This window comes from Kribbella sp. NPDC049584, assembly GCF_040675555.1.
GTDB lineage: Bacteria > Actinomycetota > Actinomycetes > Propionibacteriales > Kribbellaceae > Kribbella.
Window position 1 is genome coordinate 46141 of sequence record NZ_JBFAPF010000003.1, and the last position, 15932, is coordinate 62072.

At 66.5% G+C, this 15932-nt stretch carries 22 protein-coding genes and 1 pseudogene; 6 read left to right on the plus strand and 17 right to left on the minus strand.

What is annotated here, in order from left to right:
* Window positions 1-137: 137 nt before the first annotated feature.
* Window positions 138-878, minus strand: a complete 741-nt coding sequence (locus AB0J62_RS11980; RefSeq protein ID WP_363867945.1) for a class I SAM-dependent methyltransferase — start codon at window positions 876-878, stop codon at window positions 138-140.
* A 415-nt stretch (window positions 879-1293) separates the two neighbouring features.
* Window positions 1294-2082: a phosphotransferase gene (locus AB0J62_RS11985; protein WP_363867948.1), complete on the minus strand. Its 789-nt coding sequence runs from the start codon at window positions 2080-2082 to the stop codon at window positions 1294-1296.
* Between the two features lie 326 nt (window positions 2083-2408).
* Here AB0J62_RS11985 and AB0J62_RS11990 point away from each other — a divergent pair, with 326 nt between their 5' ends.
* The 3 genes from AB0J62_RS11990 to AB0J62_RS12000 all read left to right on the plus strand — a co-directional run bounded on the left by AB0J62_RS11990 (window position 2409) and on the right by AB0J62_RS12000 (window position 3664).
* Entirely contained in the window at window positions 2409-2903 is a 495-nt protein-coding gene (locus AB0J62_RS11990) for a GNAT family N-acetyltransferase (RefSeq protein WP_363867951.1), read from the plus strand.
* A 74-nt stretch (window positions 2904-2977) separates the two neighbouring features.
* Window positions 2978-3367 (plus strand): ankyrin repeat domain-containing protein, encoded by a 390-nt coding sequence (locus AB0J62_RS11995; protein WP_363867954.1) that lies wholly within the window; start codon window positions 2978-2980, stop codon window positions 3365-3367.
* A 54-nt stretch (window positions 3368-3421) separates the two neighbouring features.
* Window positions 3422-3664 carry a hypothetical protein gene (locus tag AB0J62_RS12000; protein WP_363867957.1) on the plus strand — a complete coding sequence of 81 codons (243 nt, stop codon included), beginning with the start codon at window positions 3422-3424 and terminating at the stop codon, window positions 3662-3664.
* 72 nt (window positions 3665-3736) lie between these two features.
* Here the strand turns inward: AB0J62_RS12000 and AB0J62_RS12005 are convergent, their stop codons facing one another.
* The 5 genes and pseudogenes from AB0J62_RS12005 to AB0J62_RS12025 form a co-directional block, all read right to left on the minus strand.
* Window positions 3737-4234, minus strand: coding sequence for a GNAT family N-acetyltransferase (locus AB0J62_RS12005; protein WP_363867960.1), 498 nt, complete (start codon window positions 4232-4234; stop codon window positions 3737-3739).
* Window positions 4231-4677 (minus strand): hypothetical protein, encoded by a 447-nt coding sequence (locus tag AB0J62_RS12010; RefSeq protein WP_363867963.1) that lies wholly within the window; start codon window positions 4675-4677, stop codon window positions 4231-4233. The genes AB0J62_RS12005 and AB0J62_RS12010 overlap by 4 nt, the downstream gene beginning before the upstream one ends.
* A 44-nt stretch (window positions 4678-4721) precedes the next feature.
* A pseudogene (locus AB0J62_RS12015) lies at window positions 4722-5225 on the minus strand (DinB family protein).
* Between the two features lie 122 nt (window positions 5226-5347).
* Window positions 5348-5773, minus strand: a complete 426-nt coding sequence (locus AB0J62_RS12020; RefSeq protein WP_363867966.1) for a GNAT family N-acetyltransferase — start codon at window positions 5771-5773, stop codon at window positions 5348-5350.
* Window positions 5774-5852: 79 nt separating this feature from the next.
* The gene (locus tag AB0J62_RS12025; protein ID WP_363867969.1) at window positions 5853-6638 is read right to left on the minus strand and encodes a helix-turn-helix domain-containing protein; all 786 of its coding nucleotides are present in this window, start codon (window positions 6636-6638) and stop codon (window positions 5853-5855) included.
* A 108-nt stretch (window positions 6639-6746) separates the two neighbouring features.
* On the opposite strand from AB0J62_RS12025, the gene AB0J62_RS12030 reads away from it, so the two are divergent.
* Window positions 6747-7157 (plus strand): Ohr family peroxiredoxin, encoded by a 411-nt coding sequence (locus AB0J62_RS12030; RefSeq protein ID WP_363867972.1) that lies wholly within the window; start codon window positions 6747-6749, stop codon window positions 7155-7157.
* On the opposite strand, the gene AB0J62_RS12035 is transcribed toward AB0J62_RS12030, so the two are convergent.
* The 10 genes from AB0J62_RS12035 to AB0J62_RS12080 form a co-directional block, all read right to left on the minus strand.
* Window positions 7147-7764, minus strand: a complete 618-nt coding sequence (locus AB0J62_RS12035) for an HAD-IA family hydrolase (protein WP_363867975.1) — start codon at window positions 7762-7764, stop codon at window positions 7147-7149. The genes AB0J62_RS12030 and AB0J62_RS12035 overlap by 11 nt on opposite strands.
* Window positions 7757-8152, minus strand: a complete 396-nt coding sequence (locus tag AB0J62_RS12040; RefSeq protein WP_363867978.1) for a VOC family protein — start codon at window positions 8150-8152, stop codon at window positions 7757-7759. Before AB0J62_RS12040 ends, AB0J62_RS12035 begins: the two co-directional genes overlap by 8 nt.
* A complete protein-coding gene (locus AB0J62_RS12045; protein ID WP_363867981.1) occupies window positions 8149-8292 on the minus strand; it encodes a hypothetical protein in 144 nt (47 codons plus the stop codon). The genes AB0J62_RS12040 and AB0J62_RS12045 overlap by 4 nt, the downstream gene beginning before the upstream one ends.
* On the minus strand, window positions 8292-8636 hold the full coding sequence (locus AB0J62_RS12050) for a VOC family protein (protein ID WP_363867984.1): 345 nt from the start codon (window positions 8634-8636) through the stop codon (window positions 8292-8294). The genes AB0J62_RS12045 and AB0J62_RS12050 overlap by 1 nt, the downstream gene beginning before the upstream one ends.
* An 85-nt stretch (window positions 8637-8721) precedes the next feature.
* Window positions 8722-11082, minus strand: a complete 2361-nt coding sequence (locus tag AB0J62_RS12055; RefSeq protein ID WP_363867987.1) for an excinuclease ABC subunit UvrA — start codon at window positions 11080-11082, stop codon at window positions 8722-8724.
* A 24-nt stretch (window positions 11083-11106) separates the two neighbouring features.
* Window positions 11107-11517 carry a VOC family protein gene (locus tag AB0J62_RS12060; RefSeq protein ID WP_363867990.1) on the minus strand — a complete coding sequence of 137 codons (411 nt, stop codon included), beginning with the start codon at window positions 11515-11517 and terminating at the stop codon, window positions 11107-11109.
* A gap of 9 nt (window positions 11518-11526) precedes the next feature.
* Window positions 11527-11970, minus strand: a complete 444-nt coding sequence (locus AB0J62_RS12065) for an AraC family transcriptional regulator (RefSeq protein ID WP_363867993.1) — start codon at window positions 11968-11970, stop codon at window positions 11527-11529.
* Between the two features lie 55 nt (window positions 11971-12025).
* Entirely contained in the window at window positions 12026-12472 is a 447-nt protein-coding gene (locus AB0J62_RS12070) for a DinB family protein (protein ID WP_363867996.1), read from the minus strand.
* On the minus strand, window positions 12469-13383 hold the full coding sequence (locus AB0J62_RS12075) for an endonuclease/exonuclease/phosphatase family protein (protein ID WP_363867999.1): 915 nt from the start codon (window positions 13381-13383) through the stop codon (window positions 12469-12471). The genes AB0J62_RS12070 and AB0J62_RS12075 overlap by 4 nt, the downstream gene beginning before the upstream one ends.
* A gap of 128 nt (window positions 13384-13511) precedes the next feature.
* Window positions 13512-14495: an NAD(P)H-binding protein gene (locus AB0J62_RS12080; protein WP_363868002.1), complete on the minus strand. Its 984-nt coding sequence runs from the start codon at window positions 14493-14495 to the stop codon at window positions 13512-13514.
* A gap of 71 nt (window positions 14496-14566) precedes the next feature.
* Here AB0J62_RS12080 and AB0J62_RS12085 point away from each other — a divergent pair, with 71 nt between their 5' ends.
* Window positions 14567-15502 (plus strand): helix-turn-helix domain-containing protein, encoded by a 936-nt coding sequence (locus tag AB0J62_RS12085; RefSeq protein WP_363868006.1) that lies wholly within the window; start codon window positions 14567-14569, stop codon window positions 15500-15502.
* Between the two features lie 10 nt (window positions 15503-15512).
* Complete coding sequence (locus tag AB0J62_RS12090) at window positions 15513-15932, plus strand: VOC family protein (RefSeq protein WP_363868009.1); 420 nt, start codon at window positions 15513-15515, stop codon at window positions 15930-15932.

The following is a 15932-nucleotide window of genomic DNA, read 5'->3' on the forward strand; positions in this document are numbered from 1 at the left end:
GGTAGTGGTTCCGTGGCGACGCATCTGATCCATCGAATGCAGTACGCCAACCAGTAGTTGACATAATGTTCATTATCGGCGCTTAGCTAACGGGAGTGGAAGTGGATGCAAGTACTCCCACGCCAGCGCGAGCAGATTCACGGTGCGACAGTAGGAGACGCTCCAAGGACGAAGAAGATGAAGCCGATGAAGCGGGTGGGGTCGGAGTCGCTCGGGGGTAGCAGGTCGGGTGGCGTGTCCGGTGACACTGGCGGCTCGCTGATCGCGGAAATTCTGAAGCCCGCAGCGGTGAACGACTCCGACATTGCGCTCAGCGAGCGGTACCAGATCGTGAGGGTTGCGGAGACGCCGTCGAAGTCGTACTCCTCCGTGTTCGCCACGGTCGCGAAGTAGTCGACGTCGGGGTACAGCACCGGCGGGATAACCGGGTGGTTGACCACCACGACCAACCGCCCGCCGGGCCTCAGCACCCGGCGCAGCTCGGCCAGCGGGCCCGACCAGTCCTCGAGGTAGTGCAGCACGAGTACGGCCAACGCGTCGTCGAAGGACTCGTCGTCGTACGGAAGCGGCCGGGTCAGGTCGGCAACCTTCAGGTCGGCGTCGTCCCCGAGCCGCTCGCGGGCGAGCCGGAGCATCGCGGGGCTCGCATCGAACCCTGCCACGCTCGCTCCTCGCTCCTTCACGTCGGCGACGAGCGGCCCTGAACCGCAGCCGGCATCCAAGATCCGGCGCCCGGCGACGTCACCCAGCAGGTCGAGCACCGCCGGCCGGGCATACCACCGGTTGAACAGGCCGTTCTCATTCGCGCGCGCATACGCCTCGGCGAAGCCGTCGTAGTGGTCCGGTTGCTGCTCGCTGATCTGCGCCTCAGAGGTCATGCCGAGCCAGTCTGCCAGGTCCGATGCCCTGCGGGTGTCCGCGGCGCCGGGAAAGTCCGCTTTGCCGTCAACGAGCATCGCGCCGCCGTCTCACCGTGGAGCGTGCGGCGGACGCGATTCGGAGCCTGGAGAGGTTGTCGGCCAACTACCTTGTTTCGCAGCCGCGGACGATGCCCTGATCCCCCGACGACGACGGGAACAACTGACCGCTCGAATCGAGGTCGAGCACTCTGTTGATCCCCCGACGACGACGGGAACAACTGACCGCTCGAATCGAGGTCGAGCACTCTGTCCTGCCGCGAACCGGGCGCTACTCCCGGCTGCTCAATTCCCGTCCCTGCCAGTTGTAGTACGAGAGCTGAGTAGATGCAGACACTCCCGTCTCAGGCGCACACGTCAACGGATGACGGCCTGGTCAGAGAAGGGCAGCGGCGAATTCGTCGTAGTGGGTGGTCCACCAGCGGCGCCGGCGGTCGAACTTCTCGATGCCTCCCCGCCGGTTGAGCATCGCGAGTGTGTCCGGGCCACCCGCGGCGATGATGCGCCGGGCGGCCGCTTCGATCCGTGCGAGGGCATCGTTCATCGCGGCAAGCAGTTCCACTCGGCCGCCCCGGTCGAGTCCGTAGGTGTCGGCGACGAGTCGGAGCCGCGCCGGCCGGTCGGCGGGCAGCCAGCCCATCCGCTCCTGGTCGAAGTCGTCCTCGATCGGCACGCAGAGGCGGGCGAGCTGGGCTACGTCGTAGACAGGGCGGCCAGGGGCGGCGAACTCGAAGTCGAGCAGGGCCACGGCGATCCCGTCACGGAAGACCACGTTCGAGAGCTCCACGTCGTTGTGGCACACCAGCGTCCCGCCCGCGGGGTCAGCGAGACCGTCGTTCCAAGCGAGAGTCTGAGGGTCGAACCCGCGAGCAGCTTCGTGCAATCCGTGGAGGAGCCTGGCGATGGAGGCAAGCGCGGTGTCGGACTGGCTCCAGTCCGGATAGGGCGCTACGGGGACGTCGCCCTCGATGAAGACGAGGCGCTCGCGTCCATCCTCCTCGATACCGACCGGTATCGGGGCCCCCTCGAATCCGGCGTCTTTCACCGCCCGCAGGAAGGCGTGAATCGAACCCGAGTGCGGACTCGAAGGACGAAGAACATGCGGACCGACACGGACAACCCGGCCTGCGTTCGCGATCCCGCCATCCAGCTGCTGCTCAGCCATGACGCAAGTTTGACAGCCGGAGTGCAGCCGCCAGTCTCGTCGTCGTCCGATCGCGCCTGCAAGTGAGGACGCATACCTGGCCGTTCATGCCGCAATGCGGGCGCGCGCTCCTGCTACTCCCGGTACCAACTCCCGTGCCTGCCAGTTTGCAGGTGAGAGTTTCGTCCAGCTGCGAGAGCTCGACCCTGACAGCCATGATCAGCACTCTGGCGTCGTCTGCCGAGTCTCGTGGCGTTCGTCGGGAGTCAATTCTCGTCAACCTGACTCAGGGTGTGATCGCGACGAATCCGGCGGGACGATCTGCCCTGGCAACTACAGTGCTTCGCATGGATGAGGTGACGATTCGGCCAGCCAAGCTGCCGGACGATCTTGACCAGATCTGCGACTTGTATGCCGAGACGGTCGACTGGCACGCCGAGAATTGGCCGGCCGACTTCAGGAAGGTCGACGTTCGAGGGTCGGTGCGCGAAGACCTATCTCACGCCGACGGAAACAGCGGGCTGCACCTACTCGTTGCCGAGGCCGACGGAGGCAGGCTGGCTGGACTAGTTACCGGCTCTATCCGGCCGCGGCCCACACAGGCCATCGCCCCGTACGACGGTCCCGTGATGCACGTCAATGACCTCGTTGTCAGCGCGTCCTATCGTCGGCGAGGGATCGGCGCGATGCTCATTAAACAGTTGGAGCAGCTGGCCCACCAGGATGGGGCCGTTGCGATCACACTGCACGTGCACAGCCAGAACGAAACCGCTGGAAGCTTCTACCAGCAGCAGGGCTTCCGGCCGGTCCAGGTCGAGATGCGCAAAGACATCACGCCATAACGAGGCTCTCGCGATCTGCGAGCTTCCGCAGGAACCAACGCCTGGGTCAACCAACGATGGGACAGACTGTCGGGATGGATCGTGAGGGGCGTCAGGAGCTTCACTATCGGGCGCTTGAAGGTGATGTCGCGGGCATCCGAGAGCGCCTGGCCGCGGGTGACGAGATTGGGCTGGCTGACAGGCAGGGGTTCACGGCTCTGCACTTTGCTGCGCAGGAATCGCAGACGGAGGCCGTCAGGGTGCTTGTGGAAGCTGGAGCGTCGGTGGACGCGCGAGATCGGTTTGGGAACACGCCGCTGTGGCGGGCGGTGTTCAACTCGGGTGGGAAGGATGCAACCGTCGAAGCGCTCGTCAGGGCTGGTGCTGATCCGGACATCGTCAACCAAGCCGGAGCAACCCCGCGTGAGCTGGCAAAGAGAATCGGAGCTGAAGAGGTTGCTGCGCTGTTCGCGGAGGCGCGCTGACATGCCACAGTCCGCACAGTCCCCTCCCATGAGCGCGCTGGCGAAGGTTGCCTCGTGACGTACGAGTTCGATCTTGTCGCGGAAGGTGGTGAGCTCCGGTTCGTCGAACGCGGGTTCGAGAGGGTTCGGTTCCTTTTGTCGGAGTTCCAGCCGGCGTCACGTGTGACCTTGGAAGGCGAGCCACCGACTCGGATCAGGGTTTGCGCGGACGGACAGCCCGTGACCATCGCGCCAGGGTTGCTGGCCGAGGTCGAGGAACTTGCTGGCACCACCCTGCGGTTCGAGATGCGAACCTGATTCGACGGTCCGCGGCCGCGGTCGACTCCCGCTCCCCTGGTCGTCGCGGTGTCAGTTGTCCCACGCGAGTTGCTACGGCTTGTGTACGAAGCCGACGTAGTCTGCCCCGGCTGGCCCCGGGCGCGAAGTTCCATCGCGGGTCCAGCCGTGTCGCTCGTAGAAGCGGATGGCGCGAGAGTTCCGCTCCCAGACATCCACTTCGCCTACAGCGTTGGACTGGCGGGTGATGGAGATGAAGCGTGTCATCAGCGTGCTGCCGACGCCGGTCGACCATTGGCTGGGCTCGACGAAGATTCCTACGAGTCGGACGCGTTTCTCGTCAGGTGCATTGGTCGGGAACACGCCGTTGGCGTCCAGGGTGATTACACCGGCGATGTCATCGGGCGAGACAGCCACCAGGACGGTGAGTCGATCGTCGGCCACCATCTTGCGCCACGATTCGCGGTATCTCTCGTCGGGAACGGCCGCCACCTCGTGGCCGCCGGCGCCGTAGTACACAGCCCGCGATCGCGCATGCAACTCCGCAAGCACATCTTCGTCGCCCGGCGCGGCGTCTCGGATGCGGATCATCTGATGCCGGCCACGTTGATGAGTACGGCGTGGCCGTGGGGCCGGAACCTCGCGTCGGGGGCCAGCTCACCGGTTCCGATCTCGAACTGGAGGCCTGCCAGCGATCCGTCACTCAGGATCCGGCGTTGGCGGATGTATGTGGCGGTCTCGGCGAACGAGCCGATGAGCGAGAACACGGCCGCTCGTGCATGTCCCACGCTTGTCGGCTCGCCGCGCCATTCGAGGTCGAGGACGAAGGTGTGTTGGTCGTCGGTCGAGGAAGTTCGTACAGCAAGTCGCCCGTCGTTCTGACACCATCGTTCGACATGCGGAAGAAGATGAACCTCTGGTTCCTCAGTGACCCAGAGCGGCTCCTGGAACGCCGCAAGGAGATCACTGACGCCGGGGACGAACCGTTCGGCGTCCCCGACGCCGCGTCCGATTTCGTCGCCTTCCCATCGCATACGAGGACGGTACTCCGGCCTTCTCCCCGGCTCCCGGCCACCAACTAATACCCGCGGGTGCCGTCGAGTTGTTCGCGGAGGAGATCCAGGTGGCCGAGGTGGCGGGCTGTTTCCTCGATCAGGTGGGTCAGGATCCACCGCAGCGACACCGGGGTGTACTGCGGAGGCGTGAAGTCCTGCATCGTGTTGAGGGACAAACGAGCGACTATGCGTCTGGACTGCGCACACGCTGCTTCGTAGTCGCTCAGTAGGTCGCCGATCGCACGACCGCCGGTGGACCAACCTCCGTGCTCGTCACGCTCGAAGGGTTCGTCAGCAAGAGAAGGAAAACTCCCGGCGAACTAGTCGTGCTCGATCTGACGGAGATGCGAGACGACACCGGCAACCGTCATACGCGGAGACGTCTCCAGCAAGGCCCGATCGGCCAGTTCGCTCGGCAGGCCGTCCACCTTGCGATGGACTGTTGCCCGCTGCCAATCCAGGAACCCGGTCAGAACCCCACGCTCGTCGGCAGCCCCGTCAGGAAAGACGCGCTCCACGCTCAGCACGCCTCGAGGACGAAGAAGATGAACCTGGTGACGTCCTTCAGGTGATCTGGGCCGTTGTCGGCGGCGTACGCCTCCTCGAAGTCGTCGTCCTCCATCGTCGCCATGCACCAGACCCTACGAGTTCAGGAGGGCATGCGTTCTTTCTGCAGAAGCTGACGGGACGACGCGAAGCCGAGCCGCTCGTACACCGGCACAGCTTTGCGGCCGGAGTGGACCGTCACCCGGCCGGCTCCGAGCGCCAACGCGTGATCCGCCGCGGCCTGTACCAGCGCCGATCCGACCCGATTGCCGCGGTACTCCGGTACGACGTACACGCTCTGGATGTCAGCCGAACGTCGTGAGGTCGCACCCGGCCTGGGAACCCGCGAAACGATCGCAAGCCACGCCATACCGACAAGTTCGGACTCGTCCAACCGAGCGACGAACGCGAAATGCGAGTCGTTCTCGGCCCACCAGGCAGCAAGATCGACGGCGAACGCCTCGATGGACTGCCCGTCGCGCTGCTCAGGTGCGGCGTTCAGCCAGAGCAACCGAGCCAGTTGTGCCACATCCGTCCGACCTGCGAGGCAAATATCCACCTGGCCAATACTCCCCCAGCTCCCCCGGCACTGGAAAACCATTTCCTGCCTAGCTCATGAGCTTCTGCAGCCGCTCGGCGCTGGTCGTGTCGGCCGGCAGGAACGTCTCGATGGCTAAGCTCGCGGCCGTTACTTCCAGCGGAGCCCCAATGGTGGCGATCAAAGTGAAGAGACGGACCGGTCCCAGGCGGGTCTTGAGGTCAAGGGTGACCATCGGCTGCTGGGCAGCGGCCGTCGGCGGAGCGTCAGGTAGATAGGGCTCGACCTCGTCGAGCAGTTCAGCCAGCGCATGGTCGGCCGTCTCGCGGCTCCTGCGTTTCAGTTGATGAATGAGCGGGAGACTGCAGGCGGCCGTCATCGACGAGATGCTCGGCAGACCGCCCGGATGCACCGACAGACGCAGCATGTTCATCGGTGGCTTCAGGAGTTCGGGATCCACGCCGGCCCACAGCAGCGCCGCCGCGGCATTCGCGTCGATCAGGTTCCATAGACCGTCGACGATCAGCGCCGGGTTGGGCAGGTGGGCGTCGAGCAGCCGACCGAGGGATTCGCGCAGTGGCTGCATGGCCTCGGAGTTGTACGGCTGGTCGAGGTAGATCGGCGCGAACCCGGCCGCGAGCAGCAACCGGTTGCGTTCGGCGATCGGCAGGTCGAGATGGTTCGAGAGATGGACCAACAGCTGACGGCTCGGCTGCGCACGGCCCGTCTCGACGAAGCTCAGATGCTTCGTCGACACCTCGGCCTCGAGCGCCAGTTCCAGCTGACTCAGCCGCCGGTGCGTCCGCCAGAACCGTAGCAGTTCACCGGCGGTCTGTGGCTCCTCCAGGACGGTCATAACAACTGAAGGGTACGGCGGACCGCGGCCGGCCAGCCATTACCCGCGAGGTAACTGCACCAAGGAGGTAATTGAACCGCTCCCCCGGCGCCCCGGATCGTTGACGCCATGAACCCCACCTACACAGCAGTTGCCACCGCGTCAGGCCGCGAGTCCCGCGCCGTCACCGCGGACGGACAGCTCGACATTCAGCTGGCTTTCCCCAAGGAGATGGGCGGAACCGGCGATGGCATCAACCCCGAACAGCTCTTTGCCGTCGGTTGGGCCGCCTGCTTCTCCACCAGCCTCGACCGCGTCGCCCAGGCCCGCGGCATCGACGCCTCGGACGTCGCCGTCACCGCCGAGGTCAGCCTCGTACCCGCTGACGGGAGGTTCGTGCTCGCCGCCGTACTGCGGGTCGAACTCCCCGACCATCTCCACGGCGACTCCGGCAAGAAGTTGCTCGAAGCAACAGAAGCCGTCTGCCCCTACTCCCGCGCCGTGCAGGGCAACATCTCGGTCGGGATCGTCACCGAATGACGCCGTGGTCGGCGAGGAGCGCCTCCAGCACGTCGTGGCCCCGCGTGAAATCCCATAGCTCGGCGTGGAGGCCGGCGGTGCGGGCGCCGGTGATGTTGCGGGCGGTGTCGTCGATGAACAGGATCGTCGACGGGTCGGCGCCGATGCGGTCCGCGGCCCGGGTGAAGAAGGCCGGGTCAGGCTTGGCGACGCCGAGGTCGTACGAATAACAGCTCACGTCGAACAGATCGTCGTACCCGAGTGCCGTCCGCATGTGCGCGCCGCGGTAGCACTCCTGGTTGGTGCCGAGATGTACGCCGTACCCGCTGCGCTTCAGCGCTCGCACGAGGTCGAGCGACTCCTCGATGAGCACGATGTTCTTCCACACGGCGTCGTACACCTCGATCACCGGGATGCTCACGCCGTACCGCACCAACGAAGCCTCCAGCACCGGCAGGTAGTCGCCCTCCCCCGCGAGCATCGGCAGCTCGTCGGACCAGGTCTCATGCAGAAAGTCCCGCGCCCGGTCCCCCAGATATGGCTCCATCGCCGCATACCAACCACCCGGCAGGTCCTGCAGTACGCCGTCCGCGTCGAACAACACGTGCTGGATCCGCGAATCAGCCATGCGAGCGATTCTGCACGAGTTTCAGCTGGTGAGCGTCAGGGTCCCGAAACCACGCGAACCGGAGCCGATTGTCCGGAGAATCAACCGGCGGTACGACGGGAGTCGCGCCGGCAGCCATTGCGCGCTCGTAGAACTCGTCGACGTCCTCACACCAGAACACGACCTCCGTGGACGGAGTGCCGGACGGAGCGACACCCAGCTCGACGAGGTTGTTCGCAACCTCAGCTGAGGTGAGGCCGATCCGGACACCGGCGGCCTCGACCTCGACGTGCTGGATCGGACCGGTCGCCGGTGCGCGGAAGGCCTCGGTCAGGCCGAGACGGGTGTAGAAGGCCAGGCAGGCGTCCACGTCGGCGCAGAACAGGTTGACCTGGAGTTGGGCGATCACACGAGCGAGCTTAGGACCAGGTCGGGTTCGACGGTTTCGTCGGCCGGGATCTCCTCAGCCAGAGCCTCTGGCTCGGCCGGGTCCTGTTGCTGTACGTCGCCGTAGATCGCGGCGACGTACAGCTTCGGGATCAGGCACATCAGGACGGGTCTTGCAGGATGCCGAGCACGTTGCCGTCGGGGTCGGTCAGCGTGGCCACCAGGCGGCCGCCGCCGACGTCCTTCGGTGCGTCCTTCAGGGTGCCGCCGGCAGCGGTGACCTCGGCGATCTTCGCCTCGATGTCGGTGACGTGCCAGTACGCCGTCGGCGAGGTCATGTCGCTGTTCGGCACCAGGCCGATCTGCTGACCCTCGGCCTCGAATCCGACGTAGTACGGCGAGTCGGCCATCGGCTCGACACCGAGCAGTGCGGCATACACCGGCTTGGCCTTCTCGAGGTCGGTGACCGGGTGCAGGATCGTCTTGACGCCTTGCGTGGAAGTCATTTCAGCATCTCCAAACTCGGGTTTCGCTTACTGACTGTCACGTTAGTCGCGCCGACGTCCCCGGTGCTTCTTGATTCCTGACCGGTTAGCCGACGTACTCCGCGAGATGCTTCCCGGTCAGCGTCTTCGGCTTCTTGATGAGCTCCGCCGGAGTGCCCTCGAAGACGATCTTGCCGCCGTCGTGGCCGGCGCCCGGGCCGAGGTCGATGATCCAGTCGGCGTGAGCCATCACGGCTTGGTGATGTTCGATGACGATGACGGACTTGCCGCCGTCGACGAGGCGGTCCAGCAGGCCGAGGAGCTGCTCGACGTCCGCGAGGTGCAGGCCGGTGGTCGGCTCGTCCAGGACGTAGATCCCGCCCTTCTCACCCATGTGCGTCGCCAGCTTGAGCCGCTGCCGCTCGCCGCCGGACAGCGTGGTCAACGGCTGCCCGAGCGACAGGTATCCGAGCCCGACATCGGCCAGCCGCTCGAGGATCTTCTCCGCGGCCGGAGTCCGTGCCCCACCGTCGGCGAAGTACCCCAAGGCCTCCGACACCGGCATCGCCAGCACCTCCGCGATGTTCTTCCCGCCGAACGTGTACTCCAGCACCGCGGCCTGGAAGCGACGACCCTCGCACTCCTCGCACGGCGACTCGACCGTCGCCATCACGCCGAGTTCGGTGTAGATGACCCCAGCGCCCTTACAGGCCGGGCACGCACCCTCGGAGTTCGCGCTGAACAGCGCCGGCTTCACCCCGTTCGCCTTCGCGAACGCCTTCCGGATCGGCTCGAGAAGTCCGGTGTACGTCGCCGGGTTGCTCCGCCGGGAGCCGCGGATCCCGCCCTGATCGATCGCCACGACACCTTCACGATCAGCGATCGACCCACGGATCAGCGAGCTCTTCCCGGAGCCGGCCACGCCGGTCACCACGACCAGCACACCGAGCGGTACGTCGACGTCCACGTCCTGCAGGTTGTTCAAGGAAGCGCCGCGCACCTCCAACGCGCCCGAAGCCGAACGCACCGACGGCTTCACAGAAGCCCTGTCGTCCAGGTGTCGCCCGGTCAACGTCCCGCTGGTACGAAGCTTGTCGAGCGTCCCCTCGAACACCACCTCGCCACCGCCGGCCCCGGCGCCCGGGCCGAGGTCGATGACGTGGTCGGCGATCGCGATCGTCTCCGGCTTGTGCTCGACGACCAGCACGGTGTTGCCCTTGTCGCGCAGCTGCAGCAGCAGGTCGTTCATCCGCTGGATGTCGTGCGGGTGCAGACCGATCGTCGGCTCGTCGAAGACATACGTCACGTCGGTCAGCGACGACCCGAGATGGCGGATCATCTTGGTGCGCTGCGCCTCACCGCCGGACAGCGTGCCCGCGGGCCGCTCCAGCGACAGATACCCGAGGCCGATGTCGACGAACGAGTCGAGCACCTCGCCGAGCGCCTTCAGCAGCGGCGCCACCGAGGGCTCCTTCAACGAGCGGATCCAGGTGGCCAGGTCGGTGATCTGCATCGCGCACAGGTCCGCGATGTTCTTGCCCTTGATCTTCGAGGACCTGGCCTCGGCGCCGAGCCGGGTCCCATTGCAGTCGGGGCAGGTCGTGAACGTCACCGCACGCTCCACGAACGCGCGGATGTGCGGCTGCATCGCGTCGACGTCCTTGGACAGGAACGACCGCTGGATCGCCGGGATGATGCCGTTGTAGGTGAGGTTGATGCCCTCGACCTTGATCTTGGTCGGCTCGCGGTACAGCAGGTCGTGCAGTTCCTTCTTGGTGTACTTCTTGATCGGCTTGTCCGGGTTGAAGAACCCGGAGCCGCGGAAGATCCGCCCGTACCAGCCGTCCATGCTGTAGCCGGGGATGGTGAGCGCGCCCTCGTTCAGCGACTTGTTCTCGTCGTACAGCGCGGTCAGGTCGAAGTCGGTGACCGAGCCCATGCCCTCGCACCGCGGGCACATGCCGCCGGCGTACACCTGCTCGCGGACGACCTTCTTCTCGCCGGCGCCCTTGTCCGCGGTCATCGAACCGGTCGCGGTCCGCTTCGGCACGTTGAACGAGTACGCCGTGGGCGGGCCGACGTGCGGTTCCGCGATCCGGCTGAACAGGATCCGGAGCATCGCGTTCGCGTCGGTCGCCGTACCGACCGTGGAGCGTGGGTTGGCGCCCATCCGCTCCTGGTCGACGAGGATCGCGGTGGTCAGACCGTCGAGTACGTCGACCTCGGGGCGGGCCAGCGTCGGCATGAAGCCCTGCACGAACGCGCTGTACGTCTCGTTGATCAGCCGCTGCGACTCGGCCGCGATCGTGCCGAAGACCAGCGAGCTCTTGCCCGAGCCGGACACGCCGGTGAACGCGGTCAGCCGGCGCTTCGGGATCTCGACGCTGACGTCCTTGAGGTTGTTCACCCGCGCGCCGGTGACCCGGATCATGTCGTGGCTGTCGGCAACGTGTTCGTCGCGGCTCATGTCGGTATCTCCCCCAGGGGTCGGTTAGGAAGCTTGGTTGATCCGGATGTGGTTCCCGGCCGGGTCGCGGAACGCGCAGTCGCGGACGCCGTACGGCTGATCCATTGGCTCCTGGATGACCTCGGCGTCGGTCGCCTGCAGGCGCTCGAACAGACCGTCGAGGTCGTCGGTCTGCAGCACCAGGGTGGCGTACGTGCCCTTGGCCATCATCTCGCCGATGGTACGGCGCTCGTCCTCGGTGAGCCCGGGATCGACGGCCGGCGGCGTCAGGACGATCGAGGTGTCCGGCTGCCCGGGCGGCCCGACCGTGATCCAGCGCATGCCCTCGTACCCGACGTCGAGGCGGATCTCGAAGCCGAGGAGGTCGCGGTAGAAGGCTACGGACGCCTCTGGATCGGTGTGTGGCAGGAAGCTGGCATGAATCTTGATCGTCATGGCGTCAAACTACGTGCCGGACGAGGGAGATGCTTCTCGATTCCTGATCGGTCGCGTTACCTGTTTCGCGACACACGACGGGATGCCGAACGTGGCGTCGCCCGCGCGCTCCTTGTAGACGCTCGGTGGCATGCCGACGAGCTCGGTGAAGCGGGTGCTGAACGTGCCCAGCGACTGACAGCCGACCGCGAAGCACACGTCGGTGACACTCATCCCGCCGCGCCGCAGCAGCATCATCGCCCGCTCGATCCGCCGAGTCATCAGATACCCGTACGGCGACTCTCCGTAAGCACGCTTGAACTCGCGGCTCAGATGCCCCGACGACATGTGCGCACCACGGGCGAGCGCGTCGACGTCCAGCGGCTGCGCGTACTCCCGGTCGATCCGGTCCTTCACCCGCCGCAGCCGCGCCAGATCCGCCAGGCGCTGCTCATCCGTCGTTCCGCTACTCACGGTATAGATCCTGCCAGCTCAACCACCCGAAGTCACCCGCCGGGTTCACGACGGCCTAGCGGCCGGTGGTGCCGTCGAGTTGTTCGCGGATGATGTCGGCGTGGCCCGCGTGGCGGGCGGTCTCGTCGATGACGGCCAGGACGGCCCAGCGAAGGTTGTGGGTCTTGCCGTTGCGGGTCACCGGAGATTCGGGGTCGCCGAGCTTGGCGATGATCTCGTTGGAGGCGGCGCAGGCGGCCTTGTAATCGGCTCGGAGGGTTGTGAGGGAAACGCCGGGGTCGACCTGCATGGAGCGCTTGCCCCGTGAGGCCTTGCCGCCCGCCACCACGTCCTCGATCCACAGGGACTCGACGAAGGTCAGGTGCTGGATCAGGCCGGCCACGTTCGTCCCGGACTCGACCGTACTGCGGCGGGCGTCCGCCTCGCTCAGGCCGGCCAGCTTCTTCAGTACGCCGGCGCGCAGCCTGTCGAGGGTCTCTACGAGCTGTTCGAGTTCGGTCATGTCTTGCACGGGCCGATCGTGGCGACGAGACCGTGGTGATCGGACTTCGGCACCTGGAACCAACCGGTGTCGTCCGAGCACCAACTGGGTTTCACGAAGAGGTGGTCGATCCGGACGAACAGCGCCGCCCATCTGCCGATCTGGGACGGCCGGCCCCACCCGTTCAGCATCGCGTCCTTCAGTGGGCCGGCCAGCACCCGGTAGTCCCGGCCGCGGTCAGTCGTGTTCATGTCGCCGGAGATTACGACTGGGTGTTCGTCGCGGGCTGCTCGCAGTGCGATCTGCTCGATGAGCCGATGATGGTTCGCGACGGTGGTCTCGTACGGAATCGTGTCGGCCGGCGTGTTGTACGACGACCCGCCGGACTTGTACCACGCCTTCGGCACATGGACGGCGAGCAGATCGAAGTCACCGGACGGCGCGTGGACCCGGAGCATGTACCCCGGGAGATCAGGCCCGGGCTGTTCGAGCACGGTCATCGGCCAACGGCTGAAGACCCCGACGGCCGGCCCGTTCCAGTAGGCGACGTGCTCCGGGTAGGCCTCGGACAACCGTTCGGTCAGCGGCTGCCCGATCTCGGAGATCACGAGTACGTCTGCCTTCTGCGCGATCAGGCTGTCGGCGCCTTCGAGTTCGCCGGCGCCGATATTCGCTGCCGCGAACCGCACGCCGCGCCCCGGGTCGACCGTCCCTGACCCGTGCGGGATCCACGGCCCGACCGTACCGACGATCCCGACCAGCAGCGTCGACACCGCGAACGCCATCGCAGCACGCCGACGGCGCCCGAGCACACCCACCACCAACGCCACGATCAACGCCAGCAAAGGCAACAGGATCGCCAGCACATCCGTCACCACACCGAGCCGGTCCCGGAGCAAGAACCATGCCCACGGCAACAATCCGGCGATCACGATCCCGGCGTACCGCCCCGTTCGAGACGGAGCGCCCCCCACCCCTACCTCAGTCCCCTCCACCCCACCAGGCTATGCCACACCAGAAACCAACGCGCCCAGCTGAGGTTCTCCCGTGGGGAATTGATTTACGGCAGGTCGAGCGTGAGTGGTAAATCGTTGAGGAAGCCGACCGCGTCGAACATCGCACCGGCGGACGCCACCCCGGTCCAGCGCGTCTCACCCGCGAGGATCCGGCGTACGGCGCCGACCGCGAGCGGAGCCGAGATCGCATAGATGTCCTGCCCGCCGGCTGTCGCCCGTCGCTCCTCGCCGCCGCTCCTGACCCGGACGTCGACGATGAACGCCTGGTCCGATCGGCCCGCGGCGTCGACAGCGACCGGCGCCGGGGTGTCTGTGTCCGCAAGGTCGCCGGCCGCCTCGACCGTCATATAGGTGCGGACCTCGGGTACGGCGAGGTGGCTCGGGATCGTGACGACATCGGCCATCGTGAACTCCGGGATCACCTGACGCCGGCCGAGCGGCTCAGGGAACGTCCAGTCCTGCCGGGTCGGCTTGTCGTCGTGGTACTGCAGGGCGCCATCGGTGAAGCGGAGCCGGCGGCCGTTGCGCCGGTCGTGCGACACCTGGCCGGCGGCGCGCGTACCGGGCGTGGGGTGCCAACTGGTCAGTCCGTAAGCGACGTGCACCTCGTCGGCGCTCGTCCGGTCCACCAGCGCCGCGGTCGTCAGCAAGTCGCCGAGACCGCCGAAGAACGCCATCGCCGGCACGACCGGGGTGCCGCTGTGCCTGGCGTACGTCGACACGTTGGCCTCGATCTCCGCGGCCACGTCGACGTACGGGATCCCGGCGCGGATGGCCGCGTCGATCACCGGGTTCGCGGTCGCGGCGAACGGGCCCGCGCAGTTGATCACCGCGGCGGCGTTCTTCAGCGCCTGGTCGAGTGCGTGCGGGTCGTCGACCGCCGCAGGGCGGATCTCCAAGTCCCAGAGGGCCTCGAGTGCGCCGGAGTTCCGGCCAGAGGCGATGACCGGCAGACCTTGGCGCAGCAGTTCCTCGACGACGAAACGGCCGGTGTGACCGGTTGCTCCATAGACCACGACAGCGTTCATACGTCGAGTCTCGCCGTACCGGATGAGACATCGTGAGAGTCCGGAACGACACTGTTCGTACACTTTCGGACATGCACACCGTCGCACTGGCGACCGCCGGGCACCTGCTGCACTTCGAGCTCGGTATCGCGTACGAGATCTTCGGCAATCCACCACTCGGGATAGACGAGTGGTACGACGTACGCCTGTGCGGGCCGGGATCCGTCCGCGTCGGCCCGTTCACCGTGGAGCCCGACGACAACCTGGGTTTCCTCGCGCAAGCAGACACCGTCATCGTCCCCGCCCTGGCCGACGTCGACGAGCCGCCATCGCCTGAGCTCGTCGATGCCGTCCGGTCCGCCTACGAGTCGGGGGCCAGAATCGCGTCACTCTGCACCGGCGCCTTCGTCCTCGGTGCAGCCGGATTGCTCGATGGTCGCCTGGCAACGACGCATTGGGGACACGCCGACGCCCTCGCCGCCAGGTATCCAGCGGCGACCGTCGACCCCGACGTCCTCTACACCGACAACGGCAACGTCCTCACCGCGGCCGGCAAAGCAGCCGCGGTCGACCTCTGTCTCCACCTGATCCACCTCGACCACGGCGCGACGGTCGCGAACACGGTCGCCCGGCGTCTCGTCGTACCGCCGCATCGCGCCGGCGGCCAAGCGCAGTTCGTCTCGACGCCGGTCCCGGTGAGCGGCGACCACACGCTCGCGGAGCTGCTCGCGTGGGCGCAGGAGCGGCTGGACCAGCCCTTGACCGTCACCGACCTGGCGCGTCGTGCGAATACCAGCCCGCGCCACCTCGGTCGGCAGTTCCGCGCGGTGACCGGCCAGACGCCACTCCAATGGCTCCTGACCCAACGCGTCCGCCGCGCCCAGCAGTTGCTCGAGGCCACCAATCACAGCATCGAAGCAGTCGCCACGGCCACCGGCCTGGGCACCGCCACCACGCTCCGGCGTCAGTTCAAACGGGTAGTGGGCATTCCGCCCAACACCTACAGAACCTCGTTCCGCAGCCCGTAAGGTGACCGGCATGGACAGCTATCCGCAGCGGATGCACACCGCGTTGGATGCGGTGGATTCGCGAGGCTTGGCAGAGTTCTACCGGGTGTTCCTCGGGCTGCGGTACCGGCCCGGGGACGAGGCGCCGGTGGACGGATCCGAGGACGACGCCAGCTGGCTCGTGCTCGTCGACGAGGACGGGAACCGGCAGCTCGCCGTACAGCAGGTCGACGAATTGGCGCCGTCCACGTGGCCGTCGGCCGAGGTGCCGATGCAGCTGCACATCGACTACGCCGTGCCGTCGCTCGAGGAGCTTCACCGCCATCGCGAGCGGGCCGAGCAGCTCGGTGCGCGCTTGCTGTATGACCGCGAGACGGAGGAGGACGAACCGCTCTACGTCCTCGCCGATCCGGCGGGACATCCGTTCTGCCTGCTGGTCGGACACGTCTGA